Here is a 16,553-nt window from a genome sequence, read left to right as displayed (position 1 = left end):
TCCAGAAGAAACTCAAGCAGCGACAGCGGCCGGGGACACGAAGCGATAGCCGAGCCCCTCGGTTCCTTCGACCACCTTCCGAAGGTCGCCGATGCCGAGAAAGGGGTGATAGTAGAAACTGACGACGCTGTCGGTCACCACGCGATGGGTTTTCGCGTCGGCCAGGATGTCGTCGGCGGTGCGGGCAGCGTGCTGGTTGAACTTGGCCGGAGCGACGTTCCCGACGTTCTCCGGCACCACGACAGTCCCGTAGACGTCGCGGACCGGATACGGGAAGAACTGGCCGTATACCTCGCGATAGGACACGTCGGTCCGTCCGCATCGGCCGCCGTCGCACTGGCCGGCGTAGTAACTGCCCCGGTCGTACCGCATCGGGAAGACCCGGCCGGCCTCCTGATAGTCCACAGCGGACCCGCCGTAATGCGGGAACTCGAACGCGTCCGGGCGCGGCAACCCGACCCGGTCGAACTCGGCGAGCCCGGTCGCGACGCGGCCGCGGAACCACTCCGGCGAGTCTTGCGGAACCGGTCCGCTGAGCCGCACATTGTCCTGGTGGTCCACGGTCGCGCGGTAGAACTCGTAGTCGGCTCCGCTGGTACCCGAGTACGGGTTGTCCGTCTCGCCGTACTGATGGCTGTAGCCGTGCATCACCAACGTTCCGCCCCGTGCGACCGCTTCACGCAGTGCCGCGACGAGCTCCGGACTGTCCACCAGTCGCGCGAACGTCGGCTTGCCGCCATTCGCCGCACCACGCGGATCCGCGTAATACGGATATACCGCCAACGAGAACGGCACGCCGCGTCCGCTGAGGTAGTCGGTGATCGCCCGGACCTCAGCGGGCGGTGTGCGCGGACCGATGTCCTCGATCCGTACCAGCGCACGTCGACGTTCCGGAGCGTCCGGTGCGAGCACGCCGAGGAGAATGTCCGCAGCCGCCAGGTAACGATCGCCCGCGCCGACGTAGGAATACGGCATTTCGGCGAGATAGGTGAATGATCCACTGTGGACCGCCCACGGCGACGCCGCTCCGTCAGCGGACTTCGCCTCCGCCAGCACCTTCGCCTTCGGCGACGTCACCCGCACTCCCACGACATCGACCCCGGCATGGGGATCACGCCGTAAGTCAGTGTCCCGATAGGACACCGTCGTGACCTTGTCCTCCCGGAACGGAGCCCACGTCCAACCCCACTTCCCGGCTAGCGCGGGCGCGTGCTCGAACAGCTGCCAGATGTTGCTGCCCATCCACACCACCGGCAGCCGGGTCCGGCTTATATCGGCCAGCAATGCGGACGGGAGCTGCGCGTCGTAGACCGTGCCGACGTAAACGACCGCCTGGTACTCGTTCAGCTCGCCGCTGCGGTAGTCAGCGGCGGGCAGCATGCGCCAAGCAGTAGAACGGGAAACCAGATTCGCCGTCTGAATCGCGTTGACCTGCGCTTCCTCGGCGACCTGCGTCGCAGGCGGGCTCGGCCGCAACCGCCGCCCGTCGTCGAAGAGCACCAGCGTCCGCCGGTCGTCGCGCCCGCCGGGACCGGCCAGACCGATTTTCGGTTGCCGCAGAACCGGTTCGATCGGAGAAGCCGCTTCCGAACCGGAGCCCTCGTCCGAGACCACCACGACGATCCCGCCCACCAGGCTGACCACCGCGACGACAATGATCCCGAGCCGCAACCACGCCGGGAACCGCTGAGTCACTGCACGACCTCGACCTGCTCCGGCACGAACGGCTCCGGCGCCTCAGCGGTCAGCCCGAGCAGCCAGGCCACCGCTTGTTCGGTGCGTTCTGCGGCCCGGCCGTCGCCGAAGGGGTTGGCGCGCGTGCTCATCGCCGCCCGCTGCGCCGGGTCGGTCAACAGCCTCGACGCAGTGTCCGCAATGAGGTCGGCGTCCGTTCCGACGAGCATCGCACAACCGGCGTTGACGGCTTCCATCCGTTCCGTCGTGTCCCGCAGTACCAGCACCGGAACCTTGAACGTCGGCGCTTCCTCTTGAATACCACCGGAATCGGACAACACGAGCGAACTTGCCGCGATCGCCGCCGCAGTCTGCTCATACGGCAACGCCGGGGTAAGCACCACGCGCGGGTGGCCGGCCAGCGCATTGAGCACCGCCTCCTGCACAGCCGGGTTCGGATGCATCGGCAGCAGCACACGAACGTCGGGATGCCGCGCCAGCAGAGCGTCCACAGCGGACAGAATGCGCGTCAGCGGCTCGCCCCACGACTCCCGGCGATGTGCGGTCACCAGAACCAACCGGCACTCGCCCCGCGTCGCCGATTCGACCACGTCGGCGACCGCACTGTCGGCAAAGGACACTCCCCGGTCCGTCACCCGGGAAATCGCGTCCACCACAGTGTTTCCGGTGACCAGGAGAACGCTGTCGTCGACGCTCTCGGCACGCAGGTTCTGCGCGGCCGCCGGGGTCGGGGCCAAATGCAGGCTCGCGGTCTGGCTGACGAGCCGCCGGTTCAGTTCCTCCGGGAACGGCGACCGCAGATCGAACGAGCGCAGCCCGGCTTCCAGGTGCACCACGGGAATCTTGCGCCAGAACGCGATGAGCGCACCGGCCACAGTGGACGTCGTGTCGCCCTGCACCAGCACCGCCGCGGGCGGACGCTGCGCGGCGAGCGCGTCGAGACCGGTGACCAGCTGCGAGAACAGCTCCGGCTGACCGCCGCCGACCCGGTTCAGGGTCAGCCGCAAGTCCGGGGTCAGCGAGAACGCGCCGAGCACCTGGTCGACCAGTTCCGGATGCTGCCCGGTCGCGACGAGCACCGGCTCCAGCCGTCCGGACCGGCGCATCTCCTGCACGACCGGCGCCATTTTGATCGCCTCCGGCCGGGTGCCGGCAATCAGCCACACCACCGGTGCGTCACCCCGGGTCATCACGGAACTCCATTTCAGCGAGAGCGGACGCGATCCGGGAAACAGTCCCTGGATCGCGCCGACCACGCTAACTACGGCATCCGGAATCAACCTCACCCTCGCGGGTCAAACTCACCGTCAGTAGTCGCCGTCACAAGCCGTCAAGAAGACACCAAACCGCCGACCACCTCGGTTTTAAGCAGCTGCTTACATAGCCGAACCTCGATGCACCAGACGCGCTGCGCACCCTCAGTAATCACACTGGATCGGTTAAGTCACGAGCCGCGGAAAAGAGCATCCGGAACCCCGGATGCCCTTTTCCCATTCCCCGGTCAAACCGCCGGAATGGCGACCCGCGATCCTGCTCACATAGTGGTCCAGACCACCAGTCAGTGCTTCCCCGGAACGTATTCGCCGGGCACCATCCGCGTCGTGACCGCGAACCGGTTCCACGCGTTGATCACCGTGATCGTCGCGATCAGCTGGGCCAGCTCCGCCTCCTCGAAATGCTCGGCGGCGCGAGCGAAGACGTCGTCGGGCACGAAGCCGTCGGTAAGCACAGTGACCGCTTCGGTCAGCTCCAGCGCGGCAACCTCCTTCGCTGTGTAAAAGTGTTTCGACTCCTGCCATGCGGAAAGCTGGATGACGCGCTCGCTCGTTTCGCCCGCGGCCAACGCGTCCTTCGAGTGCATGTCGATGCAGAAGGCGCAGTGGTTGATCTGCGACGCCCGGATCAGCACCAGCTGCCGCAGCGTCGGGTCGAGGCCGTGGCGAGTCGCGGCGTCGAGACGGATCATCGTCTTGTAGGCCTCCGGCGTCAGTTCCGCCATCTTGAGGCGGGGCGGCTGCACCGGAAGTCGTTCTGTCGTCGTCATAGCTTCGACCCTACGAGCGATTGGCACTCTGTTATGGTCCATTTCCGTGCGCGCGGAGTGGGCCAGTTCGCTGAGTGAAGACCTCCACCTCGACCTGCGCGGGCCTCGCCTGCGCGACGGCCTGATGGAGGCCCTGCGCGACGCCATCCGCACCGGACGGCTCGTCCCAGGCGCGAAACTGCCGTCCAGCCGCACACTCGGCGCGGATCTCGGCATCGCCCGGAACACTGTGGCGCAAGCGTATGCGGAACTCGTCGCCGAAGGCTGGCTCACCGCGCGGCAAGGTGCCGCAACCCGGGTTGCCCCGCGCGCCGAGATCGCGCCCGCACCGCCTGCGCCGAAGCCCGCGTCGCGACACCGCATCGTGCACGATCTACGCCCCGGCCAGCCCGATCTGTCGGCGTTCCCCCGCGCGGACTGGCTTAAGGCCGCGCGCCGCGCCCTGACCGACGCGTCCGACGACGCGTTCGGCTACGGCGGTCCGTACGGCCGCCCAGAGCTACGAGAAGCCGTAGCCGCCTACCTCGCCCGTACGCGCGGCGTACGTGCGCACCCAGACCAAATCATGATCTGCACCGGTACGTCGCACAGTCTCATCGTGCTCGCCGAAGTACTGAAGCAACGTGAAACTCGGGCAGTCGCCGTAGAGTCGTACGGCCTGCAAGTACATCGCGCGCATCTCGCGAAGGTCGGCCTCGAGACTCCGCAGTTGCCGGTGGACGCCGAAGGCGCGAAGGTCGAACGCCTCAACGACCTCCCCGACGTCGGCGCGGTACTACTGACGCCGTCGCACCAGTTCCCCACCGGCGTCGCGCTGCATCCGGACCGCCGCGCCGCCGTGGTGGACTGGGCACGCCGGACCGGCGGCCTGGTGCTGGAAGACGACTACGACGGCGAGTTCCGCTACGACCGCGGCCCGGTCGGCGCGATGCAGGGGCTCGATCCAGAACACGTGATTTACCTTGGCACCACAAGCAAAGCTCTCGCCCCGGGCCTGCGGCTGGGCTGGATGGCGCTGCCGCCGCGGATCGCCAGGGCCGCCGCCGAGGCCAAGGGCGAACGCGACCCGTTCTCCGGTGTGCTCGACCAGCTCACGATGGCCGAGTTCATCACTTCGGGCAGCTACGACCGGCACATCCGCGCGATGCGGGCGCACTACCGCCGCCGGCGCGACCAACTCGTCGCGGCACTGGCCGAGCACGCGCCGAACACCCGGGTGACCGGGCTGTCCGCCGGTTTGCAGGTGCTGCTGAACGTCCCGTCCGGCGAGGAAGACGCGGTGGTGCAAGGGTCCGCGTGGCAGGGGCTGGCCATGCACGGGCTCGGCGCGTTCCGCCACCCCGACGCGCCCGCGGACCGCGACGCGCTGGTGATCGGCTACAGCACCCCGTCGGCCAGCGCGTGGTCGAGCGCGCTGGAGGCGCTGTGCCGGGTGCTGCCCTGACCGGTCGAGCAGACCGGCAGCTTTCGCGAGTTTGCCGCGCCGCGGAGCGGGTAGCCGAAGCGCGAGGGGCACGAGAAGGGAGGACCCATCGTGAACGACAAAGCCGAGAACAAGGCCGAAGAACTTAAGGGTCGCGCCAAGGAAGCCGTAGGCAACGCCACGGACAACGAGCAGTGGCAGGCCGAAGGCAAGGCGGAGCAGGGCAAGGGCAACCTCAAGCAGGCTGCCGAGAAGGTGAAGGACGCGTTCAAGAGCAACAAGGACTGACGCGCCGCCAGCGAAGCCCGGGGCATTCGTGTCCCGGGCTTCTTCTTGCCACCGAACTTGCGTAACACGCAAACATTGCGCGTCACGCAAGAAGTGCGCTACCGTGGTCTCATGACCGAGCGACCGAACCTGCGAGACCGCCGCCGCCAAGAGACCCGGGTCGACATCTCCTGGGCGGCAGTCCGGCTCACTGTCGAGCGCGGTCTCTCGAACGTGACGATCGAGGACATCGCCCGCGAAGCGGGAGTTTCGCCGCGCACGGTCAACAACTACTTCTCCAGCAAAGCCGAAGCGATCGTCGCGCGGCACCAGGACCGGGCTCGCGGGATCGCTGATCATCTCCGCGCGCGCCCGGCGTCGGAGCCGCTCTGGACCGCGCTGCGGGAAGCGTCGCTAGCGCAGCTCGACGCCGACCGCGGCACCTCCCCCGGCGGCGGGAACGATCCACAATGGACAGCTGGGGTCCAGGTCATGATCGCCGAACCCGCGCTGGCGGGCGAATTCCTCAAAGCCAATGCGGCGGCCGAAGAAGCACTGGCCGAGGCGATCGCGGAACGCCTCGGCGCGGACGTCCACGATCTCCGCGTCCAGCTCATCGCCACCACCGCCGGCGGCGTGCTGCGGGCAGTCATCCAGGAATGGCTGCGCACCGCCCCGTCCGCGGACCTGACCTCCATCGTGCACCGGGCGTTCGACACGCTCGCCGAGGTGCTTCCCTGATCCCGCAAGGAGATCTCCATGTCCGACATCGTCATCGCGGGCGCCGGGCCGAACGGCCTGATGCTCGCCGCCGAACTCTGCCTCGCCGGGGTCCGCCCCGTCGTACTGGAACGGCTCGCCGAACCCGACGGGGTGCGCCGTGCCAACGGTCTCGTCGGCCAGGTGGTGCCGCTGCTGCACCGTCGCGGGTTGTTCGAGAAACTCGCCGGAGTCCCCGAACCCACGCCGGCACCGCGGTTCGTCTTCGGTGCGTTCCCGGTCGAATTCGCCGATCTGCCCAGTAATCCGATGTATCTGCTGCCCCGGCCGCAGCACGAAATGGAGCAGATCCTCGGCGAGCACGCCGGGACACTCGGAGCGGAGATCCGCCGCGGCCACGAAATCACCGGCTTCACCCAGGACGAGAATTCGGTGACCGTGCAGGTGCGAGGGCCGGACGGGCCCTACGAAATCGCCGCCGGGTACCTGGTCGGCGCGGACGGCGGACGCAGCACGGTGCGCAAGCTCGCGGGCATCGACTTTCCCGGCGTCAGCTGGGACGAAACAGTGGCCCGCAGCGCGAACGTCCGGATTCCGCACTCTTTCGTCGACCCCGCGACCGGCGGGCTGAAGCTGGAGACCGGCGTCATCCCGCCGTTTCAGCACCACCGGACGGAAACCGGGTTGTTCGTGTTCGCGCCGTTCGACCCGGCGAACCCGGCGCTGTCGACCAATGAACGCGGCGGTGCCGCCGATTTCGCCGAAGACGATCCGCTGACCATGGAGGAACTGCGCGCGAGCGTGCACCGGGTGCTCGGGGTCGATCTGCCGCTCGAACCGCCGTCCGGACCCGGTCCGTTCCTGCTGCGCAGGCTGGCGGGCGGCAACACCCGGATCGCCGAGACCTACCGGCGAGGCCGGGTGCTGCTGGTCGGCGACGCGGCCCACGTGCATTCCGCGATCGGCGGCCCGGGGCTCAACCTCGGTCTGCAGGACGCGGCGAACCTCGCGTGGAAGCTCGCCGCGGAAGTCCGCGGCTGGGCTCCGCCGGGGCTGCTCGACAGCTACGAGGCCGAACGCCGCCCGGTGAGCCAGCGCGTCGTGATGCACACCCAGGCGCAGAGCGCGCTCGTCGCGCCCGGGCCGGAAGTCACCGCGCTGCGCGAATTCTTCGGCGAACTGCTCGCCTCTCCGGATGCCCGGCAGCACATCGCCGACCTGATGTCCGGCGCGGACATCCACTACGGCACCGACCCGAACAGCGGCCGCTGGGCTCCCGACCTGCCGCTGGCCGACCCGGGCCCGCTGACCGCCGCGTACCGTGCCGCGCGTCCGGTGCTGCTGGATCTGACGCCCGGCGCTGTGCTCGCCGACGTGGCCGAGCCGTGGCACGACCGCGTGACCACCGTGTCCGCCACGGCAACTGGCGATGCGCCCACCGCGCTGCTCATCCGGCCGGACGGTTACGTCGCCTGGTCCTCCGCCGACGCCGAGCCAGCTGTCGAAACGCTGCGGACCGCACTTGCGCAGTGGTTCGGCGCACCGGTCAGGTCAGCCGTGTCGTCGCCACGTTGACGAGCGCTCCGGCCGGCAGCGTGCCGTCCGGGGCCACCAGCGACCGGGACGCCACCTTGAACGCGGTCCGCAGCCCCATCAGCTGCGTCTCGTCCAGGGCTTCGACCTGGTAATAGGTGTCGTGGCAGACCTGCCAGACCGAATCCGGCGTGCCGGAGAGGTCCACCAGCAGCTGGTGCCATCCGACCGGCGCGAATCCGGCCGGGCCGAGCAGCGCGTCGAGGCCTTCGCGGGTGCGGCTGCGCGGGTCGCCGGAGGTCGGCACCTGCCGGTCCTCGGCCACCACCGCGAAGAGCGGCCGGGCGACCTTCAGGAACACCTCGAGAGCGTCGGTCCCGCCGCCGCCCACGCCGATCACGAAGGCACCGCCGGGCCGCAGCACTCGAGCGGTCTCGGCGATCACCTTTTCGACGTCGGACATGAGCATCAACGCCATGTGCGACACGACCGTGTCGTAGCTGTCGTCCTCGAACGGCAGTTGCTGCGCGCGGCCTGGCCGCAGGTCCGCGTCGGCGAGCCCGGCCCGGCCGCGCGCGACCTCCAATTGCTTGGCGGAAAGGTCGATGCCGGCGAGCTTTCCGGCACCGCGACCGGCGAGCACCGCCAGCAGCGCGCCGTCCCCGCAGCCGAGGTCGAGCACGCTGGCCGGCTGACCGACGTGGTCGGCGAACGCCTCGTACACCGAGCGTCCGTCGACCCGGCCCCGTTCGGCCAGTTCGGACGCGGCTGCCGGGTTCCGGTCGTGATAATCGCGGAGGAACTCTTCGGCGGGCGTCATCATGCCCGAGACGGTAGCGCGAACGGTCACCTCAGCAGTTCGGTTTTGGCCAGGTTGACGCACAACCCCGCCGGAAGCCTGCCGTCTGCGGTGCGCAGATGCTCGGTTTCGGCGAGAAAGGCCGAGCGCAACCGGGCCAGCTGAGCGTCGTCGAGGGTGTCGGTCGAGTAATACGATTCACAGCACGACGTCCACACCTCGTCCGGCGCGGCGGTCAGGTCGATCTCGTACGGCTCCCAGGAAACCGGCGCGAACCCGGCCGGAGCGAGCACCTCGTCAATCCCCTCGCGCTTCGTCGTGCGCCGCTCGGCGGTGTAGGTGGCGCGCCGCTCCTCCGGCACCTCTCGGAACAACGGCCGGGCCAATTCGAGAAACACCGGAGTCGCGCCCGTCGATTCGGGACCGCCGACGACGATCGCGAAGGCCCCGCGCGGAACCAGCACCCGCGCGATCTCGGCGGCGACCGCCTCGGGGTCGTCCATGAGCATGAAAGCCATGTGCGACACGACCGCGTCGTAGCTGTCGTCCTCGAACGGCAGCTCCTGCGCCCGTCCGTGACGCAGGTGCGCACCGGCCAGCTCAGGCCGTTGCCGGGCGAGGTCGAGCTGCCCCGAAGACAGATCCACGCCGGCGAGCTTTTCCGCGCCGCGGCGGGCGAAAACGGCCAGCAGCGCACCGTCGCCGCAGCCGAGGTCGAGCACCCGGCGCGCGGGCGCGACCCGATCGGCCAGCACCTCGTAACTCGTCCGGCCGTCCCCGGTCACCCGGCCGGACTCGATCAGCACGGACATCGCGTCCGGTTTGCGATCGTGGTACTCGCGCAGGTAGTTCTCCGCGGCGGAGGTCATGCTCCGACGGTAGCGAATTCCTGGTACCCCTGTGCCATGGACGAAGAAGCTCTGCTCGGCATCGACGTCGGCACGACCGCGGTAAAAGTCGCGGCGTTCGCGCCGGACGGCCGGGAACTCGCGGCGCACTCGGTGCCTTACCCGATCGCGCGACCGCGTCCCGGCTGGGCCGAACAGAACCCGGAAGACTGGTGGCACGCAACGGAAACCGCGCTCCGCACGGTCCTTTCCGGACTCCCCGCCGGCACGGTGCGCGCGGCCGGGATCGTCAGCCAGGTCAACACCCACCTCCTCGTCGACCGTGACCTGCGGCCGCTCACCCCGGCGGTGATCTGGCAGGACCAGCGCTGCGCGGAGATCGCCGCGGAACTCGACGCGCGCTTCACCGACGACGACAAAAACCGCATCTGGGGCGGGCCGGTCGTGCTCGATGCGTCGTTCGCCGGGGCTCGCGCCGCGTGGTTCGCACGCGAGCAACCGCAGCTGTGGTCCCGGGCGCGATGGATGCTGAGCCCCAAGGACTTCATCGGCGCACGGCTCACCGGACGAGTCGCCGCCGACCTGCTGTCCGGCGTGCGCATCGCGGGCGCGTCCGGCTATCTGCCCGAAGCGGTCGCGCTCGTGGACGGACTCGGCGACCGTCTGCCCGAACTGCTCGCTCCCGAAGAACCCCTCGGCCACGCTGCTCTGCTGGGCGACGCTCCGGTCGTAGTAGGAACCATGGACGCGTTCGGCGCCGTTTTCGGCACCCGCACAACAGAACCGGGCCGCGCGATGGTCACCTGCGGGACGTCGCTGGTCGTCGCGGCCGCCTCGCCCCGGCACGAACCGGTCCGCGGCCTGGTCGCCTTCCCGCCCCGCGGCGACCTCGTCGTGCACGCCGGGCCGACGCAGGCAGCGGGCGACGCGGTGCGCTGGTGGAGCCGAGCGTCCGGACTGTCCTTGCCGGACGTGTTCGCTTCCGCCGCGGAAGGCAGTCCCGGCGTCGTGTTCCTGCCGCACTTGCAAGGCGAGCGCGCCCCGCTGTGGGATCCGGATCTGCGCGGCAGTTTCCTCGGGCTGGCCTCGTCCACCACCACCGCGGACCTGTCGCGAGCCGTCCTCACCGGAGTCGCGTTCTCCGCCCGGCACGTGCTGGAAACCGTCGAGGAAGCTTGCGGCGAAACCCTTCCGTCAGTGACGTTCTCCGGCGGCGGCGCTCGCAGCGACCTCTGGACCCGACTCCACGCCGACGCGCTGTCCCGCCCGGTCGAACGCCTCCGCGTGCACGACAGCGCCGCGCTCGGAGCCGCATTGCTCGGCGCAGTCGGCGCGGGCCGGTACCCGGACGTCGAAACCGCCGCGGCCACGACCGTCGCCGTCGAGCGCACCTTCACCCCTGAGACAGACCTGACCGGCCTGTACGAGGCGTATCGCGCGGCACACGAAGGGCTCGCAAGAGTGCACGAACGGCTGGCGCGATGGTGATCTAATGGCCGGCATGGAAACCCTCCGCTACGGCAGCGAGCCCAGCCAGTTCGTCGAACTCCACGGGACCCCTGGCGGGCGGGGCACCGCGATCCTGCTGCACGGCGGATGGTGGCGCGCCCGGCACGACCTGCACCAGCTCGACCCGATGGCCGCCGACCTGGTCGCCGCGGGCTGGTACGTGGCGAACGTCGAGTACCGCCGCATCGACGGCGACACCGGCGGCTGGCCGCGAACACTGGACGACGTGCGAGCCGCGATCGCCGCCGTCGAACGCCCGGCCGCATTGCCGACGGTCGCGATCGGACACTCCGCGGGCGGCCACCTGGCGCTGCTGGCGGGCGGACTCTCCGGGGTCGTCGCGTTGGCCCCGATCACCGACGTCCCGCGCGCCCGAGCCGAGGAACTGGGCGAAGGCGCCGCCGGGCTGTTCCTGACCGGCGACGACCCCGCGGCGTCGCCCATCCGGCAACTCCCGATCGGCTGCCCGCAACTGGTCGTCCAGGGCGACGCCGACGTCCGGGTCCCGGCTGCGCACAGCCGCGACTACGTGGCGGCGGCAAAGGCGGCTGGCGACGACGTGGACTACGTCGAGCTTCCCGGCGTCGACCACTTCCGCCTGATCGACCCGGCGGATCAGCCGTGGCAGCCCGCCCGCGAATGGCTCGACCGGCGGTTCAGCTGACGTCCGCCTCGACGAACCGGTGCCCGGCGGTGTTCTCGATGACCACCGCCGCCACCTGCGCCGGGTCGACGACCGCCGTTCCGTAGAGGTACGCGCCGTCCCGGGCCGCCCGCTCCGAGACCATCCAGCCGCCCGCGACCTGGCGCCTGCCGTCCTTGCTGAGGACGACGAGCAGGCATTTCTCCCCGGCCGGAATCCCGGTCACCGAACCGTCCACGCGCACCCAGCCGGTCTGCGGAACGATGTTCGCGGTGAGCCGGGTCTTCCCGCTGGCATCCGCGCCGGAAACGACCTTCGTGCCAGGAACCGCGCTCGTCGGCGGCGGCGCAGCCGGCACCGCCACCGCGGGCCCGGACGAACCCCGCCCCACCATCACCCCGACGCCCAGCGCGACCGCGGCCACCACGACCGCGGCGGCGATCGCCATCGACCGTCCACGCCCAGCCCGCGCGCGCGACTCCGCGCGAACCTGGTTCACGGTCCGCTGCATCACCAGGTCCGCCCCGACCGGCGGCCCCTCCAGCAACGCCTCCGGCGGCAGCTCGCCGAGGAAACTCTGCACCTCGCGCAGAGACGCGGCCTCCGCGCGGCACCGCTCGCAGCCGTCCAGATGCGCCTCGACGTCGCGCTGCTCGCCCGACGCGAGCTGACCGGACAGGTATCCCGCCAGGTCGACGTGTTCGTCGGCTGTGTTCATCCGGCCACCCCTTCCGCTCGCCGGAACTCTTCCCGCAACGCCCGCAACCCGTAATACGAGCGGGACTTGACCGTCCCCGGCGGAATCCCGAGCCGCTCCGCCGCCTCCGCGACGCTGCGTCCCTGCAGATACATCTGCTCGAGCACCTCGCGATGCTCCGGAGAAAGCCCGTCGAGCGCGGCGAGCACCACCATCGAGTCCACGACCTGATCGGCATGATCCCGCTCGACCGGCCCGCCCGACGGCGACTCGGCCACCTCCTGCGGCCGCGCCTCCTTCGCCCGGAACCGGTCGATCACCAGGTTCCGCACGACGGTCAGCAACCATCCGCGCACCGACCCGCGCCCGTTGACCAGGCTGTCCGGACTCCGCCACGCGCGGACGAGCGCCTCCTGCACCACGTCCTCCGCCGCCGCGCGGTCGCCGAGCAGCCGGGTGGCGTAGGCGAGCATCGCCCGCCCGTGCTCCTCGAAAAGCGCGCGGACCAGCGCCTCGTCCGCAACCGCCCGCCGGTGACGGGTCCTGAACCCGGCCATGCCCCGATCATCCTCCCGGTCAGGGCCGATTGTCGCGCAACCGAGGCGTGTTGCTTCCCGCTGGCTCTTCGTCCCCGCGCACCGGACGCTTCCGCTGGCGCCGCTCCCCGGCCCGGCGCTCGTTGTTCCCGGACCGGCCGACGGCCCCCGATCGATACCCGCCCACCAGCGTGGTTCCGCCGACACGATCGGGGAACGCACCGCCTGCGGGCCCCGGACCTGGGCTAAGTTCGCAACTGATCCAGCCGGAAGGCTTGCTCACCAGGTCGGCGCACGCCGGTGCCGTGCACTGGGATCACCGTCCCGGCCGCCCGACCGCCCTGGAGCCGCCGGGAGCGCTGCGCACACCGCCCTCCCGGCGGCTCCGGGGCACCTTGGGCCTGTTTCGCTCCCGGCCTTCCCGGCTGCTTCGGTTCCGCCGGCCTGCGACGGTGCCGAGTCGCAACGCCCGGACGGGCACTGCTGCCGCGTGTTCCGGGCATCCGGGGTTGCGCCACCATGGCAACTCTCGACGGAAGGCAGCCCACCCCAGCACATTCGGGCACCTCTCGTCAGCACCGCGATTCTGAACGGGCAGCTCTCGCCAGGACCGCGGCAAGCAGCCGTCGCGTCCAGGCAATTCTCACCAATGCAGCGATCCTGGCCCCCTCAGCCAGGCAGCCCAGGCCGGAACGGCGGCCATCGCACCACGCCCGATCTCGCCAATGCCGCAATAGTGCGCCATCGCAACCAGTCAAACTCTGGCCGAAACCGCAGCCATCACATCCGGGCATTTCCGGCCACTGCGGCGGTCCTGAACCGTCGCATCCCCCAAACCCCGATCGAAGCGACCCTGCGACCGCACCGGAACGCAGCGGAGCCCCGGCAAACGTCCGCGGGCAGCTCGCGGCGGCGGTCATCCACACCCCGGCGGCTTCCCCACAGCCCGCCGTTCAACCGCCCAGCCACGCTGATCCATCCCCGCGCTATTCAGTCCACAAAGGACTCAAGCGGCGGCCGCGCCGAGGTCGGTCAGCACCACCGGGCTCGCCGGCGCTCCTCGGCGGCGGGCGATTCTCACCAGGCCCCGGCGGCGCAGGCGGTCCATCGCCTGCGTCTCCCACAGCGGGACCCGCCCGCCGACCGACCACAGGTAGCACTCCCCGGCGAATCCGTTGTGGACCACCACCAGCCCGCGCCGGACGTCGTCCAGTGCGTGTACGTCCTCCTCGACGAGCACCATGACCGGCTCCCTCCGTCCCCTTCATGGTGAAACGTCCGGGGCCCCCGGCACATCCGGGAATCCACCTCAGGGGTTCCCTGGAGAAATGGGGTCGCCCTCGCCTCGCAGACCTGGCAGGATCGGACTTCGTGCGGCCGCCGACGATCGCGTGCGACGAGTCCGGCTCCGAGGGCGGGAACCTGATCGGCGCGAACACGGCGGTATTCGCGCACGCCGCCGTCCGGCTGGAGTCCGCGGCAGCGACGGAATGTGTTGCGCGGCTGCGGGAACTCATCGGTTCGCCCGCGCTCGAGTACAAAGCCAACCATCTCCTGCGCGCCAAAAACCGCGCTGCCCTGGAGTGGCTGCTCACCGAACCCCTCGCCGACGCCGCCAGCGTCCTGCTCGTCGACAAAGCCTTGTTCCTCGCGGGCAAAATCGTCGACCTGCTCGTCGACCAGACCCCCTACCCGGAATGCCTTCGACACCGTCCGGACGCCCGCGCTCGTGCCTTGCACCAAGACGGTCCGCGCATGCACGGCGCTCAGCGCTGGACCGAATTCCTGCGCTCGTTCACCGGACTGCTGCGCACCTCGAACCGCCGCCTCCCCGCGACCACTCCCGCCGAGTTCTTCGCCCAGACGGACGTCCTCGGCGAATTGGTCGCGGCTCGCCCGCAGATGACCGCGTTGCGCGACGAACTCCTCGCCGATCCCGGTCTCGTCTCGCCGATCGATCCGTTGATGCCCGCCCTCGCCGACACGATCGCGTTCTGGCGTCCGGAAGAGGTCGTCCACGACGAGCAGCCGTCCCTCACGCCAGCCCGGCTCGCCCAGCTGCTCGATCCGGTGCCGCGGTGGCGATTCGTCGACTCGAGGTCCGAACCGCGGGTGCAGACAGCTGATTTCCTGGCGGGAGTCGCGCGGCGGCTGACCGAGGAAACCCTGCATGGCGGCGGGGACCCGGAACTGGTCAAACTGCTGCGGCCGTATGTGCTTCCCGCGTCGGTCTGGATCGGGGATCCGGCGGACTAGCCGGCAACACCTCAGTGGTCACCAATCCCGCGGGTTGACGACGTGCACCGCGGCTTCCTCCGCCGAGGCCGCGCCACCGTCGATCCCGATGTCCGAGGCGTACAGCTCGGCCTCGGTGTCCGGGCCGAAGCCCGCGTTGCCAGCCACCAGACGGCCCGCGCGGAGATCGCCGACCTCGTCGTCGACAAGTTCGCCGTCGGTGTCGTCCGTATCGCCAAGGCCGTCGCCGTCGGTCGCGCGGATTTCCGGGAGCTCGCGGGCCAGCCTGCCCGCCCAGCTTTCCCCGGCGGCTTCTTCGGCGGCGGTGGTGCCCCAGTCGCGAGTCGCGAGTGGACGTTCCGGCGGCGAATAGCCCTCGTCGTAGGGGTCGCCGTCCTCCAGGGTGTCTTCGGGATCCAGCACGCCGGTGTCGGCGTTGTCTTCGATGTCGTCGTCCACTGCTCCTCCTTTCCGCGTGCCCAGGTTACTGCCGCCCGCTAGCCTGTGCGCTCACGCCGGGTGGAGGAACGATGACTCAGTGGAGCGGTCCCACGCTGATCGCCGTGTTCGCCGGATTCGGGCTGGCGTTCGTTTTGGTGGTCCCGTATGTCGCGATCAGTTATCGCAAACGCGGCGAACTCGGCCTGCTGCGCGCGATCGCCGCGCCGGCCTTCCTCGTGTATTGCTTCGCACTGGTCACGTACACGCTGCTGCCGCTGCCGGACGTCGACGCGGCGTACTGCGCGACGCATGAAGCGCTGCGGCACCCGGTGTGGAATCCGCTCCAGTTCGTGGAAGACATGCGCCAGTTCAACACCGGGTTGCTGGACAATCCCGCGCTGCGCCAGGTGCTGTTCAACGTCGCGTTCTTCGTGCCGTGGGGCGTGTTCATGCGGCGATTGTTCGGGCGGAGCATCGGTTTCGCCCTCGTCAGCGGGTTCTTCGTGTCGCTTGCCATCGAGACGACCCAGCTGACCGGTGTGTGGTTCCTGATGGAGTGCCCGTACCGGCTGTTCGACACCGGCGACCTGCTGGCCAACACCGTCGGCGCGTGCGTCGGCGCGCTTCTCGCGCCGGTGCTGCGGCGCTCTGGACGGCTGCGTCCGGCTGACGAACCGCGTCCGGTCCTCGTCCGGCGGCGGCTGCTGGGCATGGTGCTCGACCTGATTTCGGTGACGCTGGCGGGCGTCGTGCTGAGCATGATCGCGCTCGCCGTGCAGTACGTCACGAAGGGCACGCTGCAGAACAACACGCTGATCGACGACGTCCTCGGCCGCTGGGTGCCCACCGTCGTCCTGCTGCTGCTCGTGCCCCTGGCAGGCAATGGCGCGACGCCTGGTCAGCGCGCGGTTTTGCTGACGGTGGTGCGCGCGGACGGACGGCCGCCGTCGATGCTGCAGTCGATAGCCCGGTTCCTGATCGGTTCGGGCGGCTACTTCATCCTGGTCGGCTTGGACTCCGGGTGGACGTCGCTGTGGCTGCTGGCGCATCTGGTGTTCATGATCTTCACCCGGGGACATCGAGGCCTGACCGGGCTGGTGTGCGGGCTGTCCGTCGTCGACACGCGGGCGGTGGATCGGGAGCCGGTCGCCCCGCCAGGGTGA

The 16,553-nt window shown here is 69.8% G+C and carries 17 protein-coding genes; 8 read left to right on the top strand and 9 right to left on the bottom strand.

All coding sequences use genetic code 11. The features are described 5' to 3' along the window. Positions 1 to 12: 12 nt before the first annotated feature. The 3 genes from H4281_RS13405 to H4281_RS13395 form a co-directional block, all read right to left on the bottom strand. A complete protein-coding gene (locus H4281_RS13405) occupies positions 13 to 1,695 on the bottom strand; it encodes a DUF2334 domain-containing protein (protein WP_182891207.1) in 1,683 nt (560 codons plus the stop codon). After that, complete coding sequence (gene wecB, locus H4281_RS13400) at positions 1,692 to 2,885, bottom strand: non-hydrolyzing UDP-N-acetylglucosamine 2-epimerase (RefSeq protein WP_182891206.1); 1,194 nt, start codon at positions 2,883 to 2,885, stop codon at positions 1,692 to 1,694. Before wecB ends, H4281_RS13405 begins: the two co-directional genes overlap by 4 nt. A 368-nt stretch (positions 2,886 to 3,253) precedes the next feature. Continuing rightward, a complete protein-coding gene (locus H4281_RS13395; RefSeq protein WP_182891205.1) occupies positions 3,254 to 3,739 on the bottom strand; it encodes a carboxymuconolactone decarboxylase family protein in 486 nt (161 codons plus the stop codon). A 46-nt stretch (positions 3,740 to 3,785) separates the two neighbouring features. Here H4281_RS13395 and pdxR point away from each other — a divergent pair, with 46 nt between their 5' ends. The 4 genes from pdxR to H4281_RS13375 all read left to right on the top strand — a co-directional run bounded on the left by pdxR (position 3,786) and on the right by H4281_RS13375 (position 7,724). Then, positions 3,786 to 5,183: a MocR-like pyridoxine biosynthesis transcription factor PdxR gene (pdxR, locus tag H4281_RS13390; protein WP_182891204.1), complete on the top strand. Its 1,398-nt coding sequence runs from the start codon at positions 3,786 to 3,788 to the stop codon at positions 5,181 to 5,183. Positions 5,184 to 5,273: 90 nt separating this feature from the next. Then, positions 5,274 to 5,450: a CsbD family protein gene (locus H4281_RS13385; protein WP_116198546.1), complete on the top strand. Its 177-nt coding sequence runs from the start codon at positions 5,274 to 5,276 to the stop codon at positions 5,448 to 5,450. Between the two features lie 111 nt (positions 5,451 to 5,561). Continuing rightward, complete coding sequence (locus H4281_RS13380) at positions 5,562 to 6,170, top strand: TetR/AcrR family transcriptional regulator (RefSeq protein ID WP_182891203.1); 609 nt, start codon at positions 5,562 to 5,564, stop codon at positions 6,168 to 6,170. Between the two features lie 18 nt (positions 6,171 to 6,188). Then, entirely contained in the window at positions 6,189 to 7,724 is a 1,536-nt protein-coding gene (locus tag H4281_RS13375; RefSeq protein ID WP_182891202.1) for an FAD-dependent monooxygenase, read from the top strand. Here the strand turns inward: H4281_RS13375 and H4281_RS13370 are convergent. Together H4281_RS13370 and H4281_RS13365 are read right to left on the bottom strand one after the other, a co-directional pair. Continuing rightward, positions 7,696 to 8,505, bottom strand: coding sequence for a class I SAM-dependent methyltransferase (locus H4281_RS13370; protein WP_182891201.1), 810 nt, complete (start codon positions 8,503 to 8,505; stop codon positions 7,696 to 7,698). The two genes, H4281_RS13375 and H4281_RS13370, sit on opposite strands and share 29 nt — an antisense overlap. A 23-nt stretch (positions 8,506 to 8,528) precedes the next feature. After that, entirely contained in the window at positions 8,529 to 9,350 is an 822-nt protein-coding gene (locus H4281_RS13365; RefSeq protein WP_182891200.1) for a class I SAM-dependent methyltransferase, read from the bottom strand. 36 nt (positions 9,351 to 9,386) lie between these two features. Between H4281_RS13365 and H4281_RS13360 the strand changes: the two genes are divergently transcribed. Together H4281_RS13360 and H4281_RS13355 are read left to right on the top strand one after the other, a co-directional pair. Next, on the top strand, positions 9,387 to 10,817 hold the full coding sequence (locus H4281_RS13360; protein ID WP_182891199.1) for a xylulokinase: 1,431 nt from the start codon (positions 9,387 to 9,389) through the stop codon (positions 10,815 to 10,817). Between the two features lie 13 nt (positions 10,818 to 10,830). After that, positions 10,831 to 11,502, top strand: coding sequence for an alpha/beta hydrolase family protein (locus tag H4281_RS13355; protein ID WP_182891198.1), 672 nt, complete (start codon positions 10,831 to 10,833; stop codon positions 11,500 to 11,502). Here the strand turns inward: H4281_RS13355 and H4281_RS13350 are convergent. The 3 genes from H4281_RS13350 to H4281_RS13340 all read right to left on the bottom strand — a co-directional run bounded on the left by H4281_RS13350 (position 11,495) and on the right by H4281_RS13340 (position 13,957). Next, a complete protein-coding gene (locus H4281_RS13350) occupies positions 11,495 to 12,199 on the bottom strand; it encodes an anti-sigma factor family protein (RefSeq protein ID WP_182891197.1) in 705 nt (234 codons plus the stop codon). The genes H4281_RS13355 and H4281_RS13350 overlap by 8 nt on opposite strands. Further along, positions 12,196 to 12,735: a sigma-70 family RNA polymerase sigma factor gene (locus H4281_RS13345; RefSeq protein ID WP_182891196.1), complete on the bottom strand. Its 540-nt coding sequence runs from the start codon at positions 12,733 to 12,735 to the stop codon at positions 12,196 to 12,198. The genes H4281_RS13350 and H4281_RS13345 overlap by 4 nt, the downstream gene beginning before the upstream one ends. Before the next feature lie 985 nt (positions 12,736 to 13,720). Further along, positions 13,721 to 13,957 carry a hypothetical protein gene (locus H4281_RS13340; protein WP_101438212.1) on the bottom strand — a complete coding sequence of 79 codons (237 nt, stop codon included), beginning with the start codon at positions 13,955 to 13,957 and terminating at the stop codon, positions 13,721 to 13,723. 128 nt (positions 13,958 to 14,085) lie between these two features. Here H4281_RS13340 and H4281_RS13335 point away from each other — a divergent pair, with 128 nt between their 5' ends. Continuing rightward, the gene (locus tag H4281_RS13335; protein ID WP_182891195.1) at positions 14,086 to 14,970 is read left to right on the top strand and encodes a hypothetical protein; all 885 of its coding nucleotides are present in this window, start codon (positions 14,086 to 14,088) and stop codon (positions 14,968 to 14,970) included. Positions 14,971 to 14,988: 18 nt separating this feature from the next. On the opposite strand, the gene H4281_RS13330 is transcribed toward H4281_RS13335, so the two are convergent. After that, positions 14,989 to 15,408: a DUF5709 domain-containing protein gene (locus H4281_RS13330; protein ID WP_182891194.1), complete on the bottom strand. Its 420-nt coding sequence runs from the start codon at positions 15,406 to 15,408 to the stop codon at positions 14,989 to 14,991. Positions 15,409 to 15,479: 71 nt separating this feature from the next. On the opposite strand from H4281_RS13330, the gene H4281_RS13325 reads away from it, so the two are divergent. Next, the gene (locus H4281_RS13325; RefSeq protein WP_182891193.1) at positions 15,480 to 16,553 is read left to right on the top strand and encodes a VanZ family protein; all 1,074 of its coding nucleotides are present in this window, start codon (positions 15,480 to 15,482) and stop codon (positions 16,551 to 16,553) included.

The organism is Amycolatopsis dendrobii (assembly GCF_014145675.1).
Taxonomy (GTDB): domain Bacteria; phylum Actinomycetota; class Actinomycetes; order Mycobacteriales; family Pseudonocardiaceae; genus Amycolatopsis; species Amycolatopsis dendrobii.
Note: the sequence above shows the minus strand (reverse complement) of the source record. Positions and strands in the feature narration are given on the sequence as shown.

Excerpts from the sequence above, each read along its gene's own strand:
- wecB (WP_182891206.1), bottom strand. The coding sequence starts at position 2,885 with ATGACCCGGGGTGACGCACCGGTGGTGTGGCTGATTGCCGGCACCCGG.
- H4281_RS13395 (WP_182891205.1), bottom strand. The coding sequence starts at position 3,739 with ATGACGACGACAGAACGACTTCCGGTGCAGCCGCCCCGCCTCAAGATG.
- H4281_RS13380 (WP_182891203.1), top strand. The coding sequence starts at position 5,562 with ATGACCGAGCGACCGAACCTGCGAGACCGCCGCCGCCAAGAGACCCGG.
- H4281_RS13375 (WP_182891202.1), top strand. The coding sequence starts at position 6,189 with ATGTCCGACATCGTCATCGCGGGCGCCGGGCCGAACGGCCTGATGCTC.
- H4281_RS13370 (WP_182891201.1), bottom strand. The coding sequence starts at position 8,505 with ATGATGACGCCCGCCGAAGAGTTCCTCCGCGATTATCACGACCGGAAC.
- H4281_RS13365 (WP_182891200.1), bottom strand. The coding sequence starts at position 9,350 with ATGACCTCCGCCGCGGAGAACTACCTGCGCGAGTACCACGATCGCAAA.
- H4281_RS13360 (WP_182891199.1), top strand. The coding sequence starts at position 9,387 with ATGGACGAAGAAGCTCTGCTCGGCATCGACGTCGGCACGACCGCGGTA.
- H4281_RS13355 (WP_182891198.1), top strand. The coding sequence starts at position 10,831 with ATGGAAACCCTCCGCTACGGCAGCGAGCCCAGCCAGTTCGTCGAACTC.
- H4281_RS13350 (WP_182891197.1), bottom strand. The coding sequence starts at position 12,199 with ATGAACACAGCCGACGAACACGTCGACCTGGCGGGATACCTGTCCGGT.
- H4281_RS13345 (WP_182891196.1), bottom strand. The coding sequence starts at position 12,735 with ATGGCCGGGTTCAGGACCCGTCACCGGCGGGCGGTTGCGGACGAGGCG.
- H4281_RS13340 (WP_101438212.1), bottom strand. The coding sequence starts at position 13,957 with ATGGTGCTCGTCGAGGAGGACGTACACGCACTGGACGACGTCCGGCGC.
- H4281_RS13325 (WP_182891193.1), top strand. The coding sequence starts at position 15,480 with ATGACTCAGTGGAGCGGTCCCACGCTGATCGCCGTGTTCGCCGGATTC.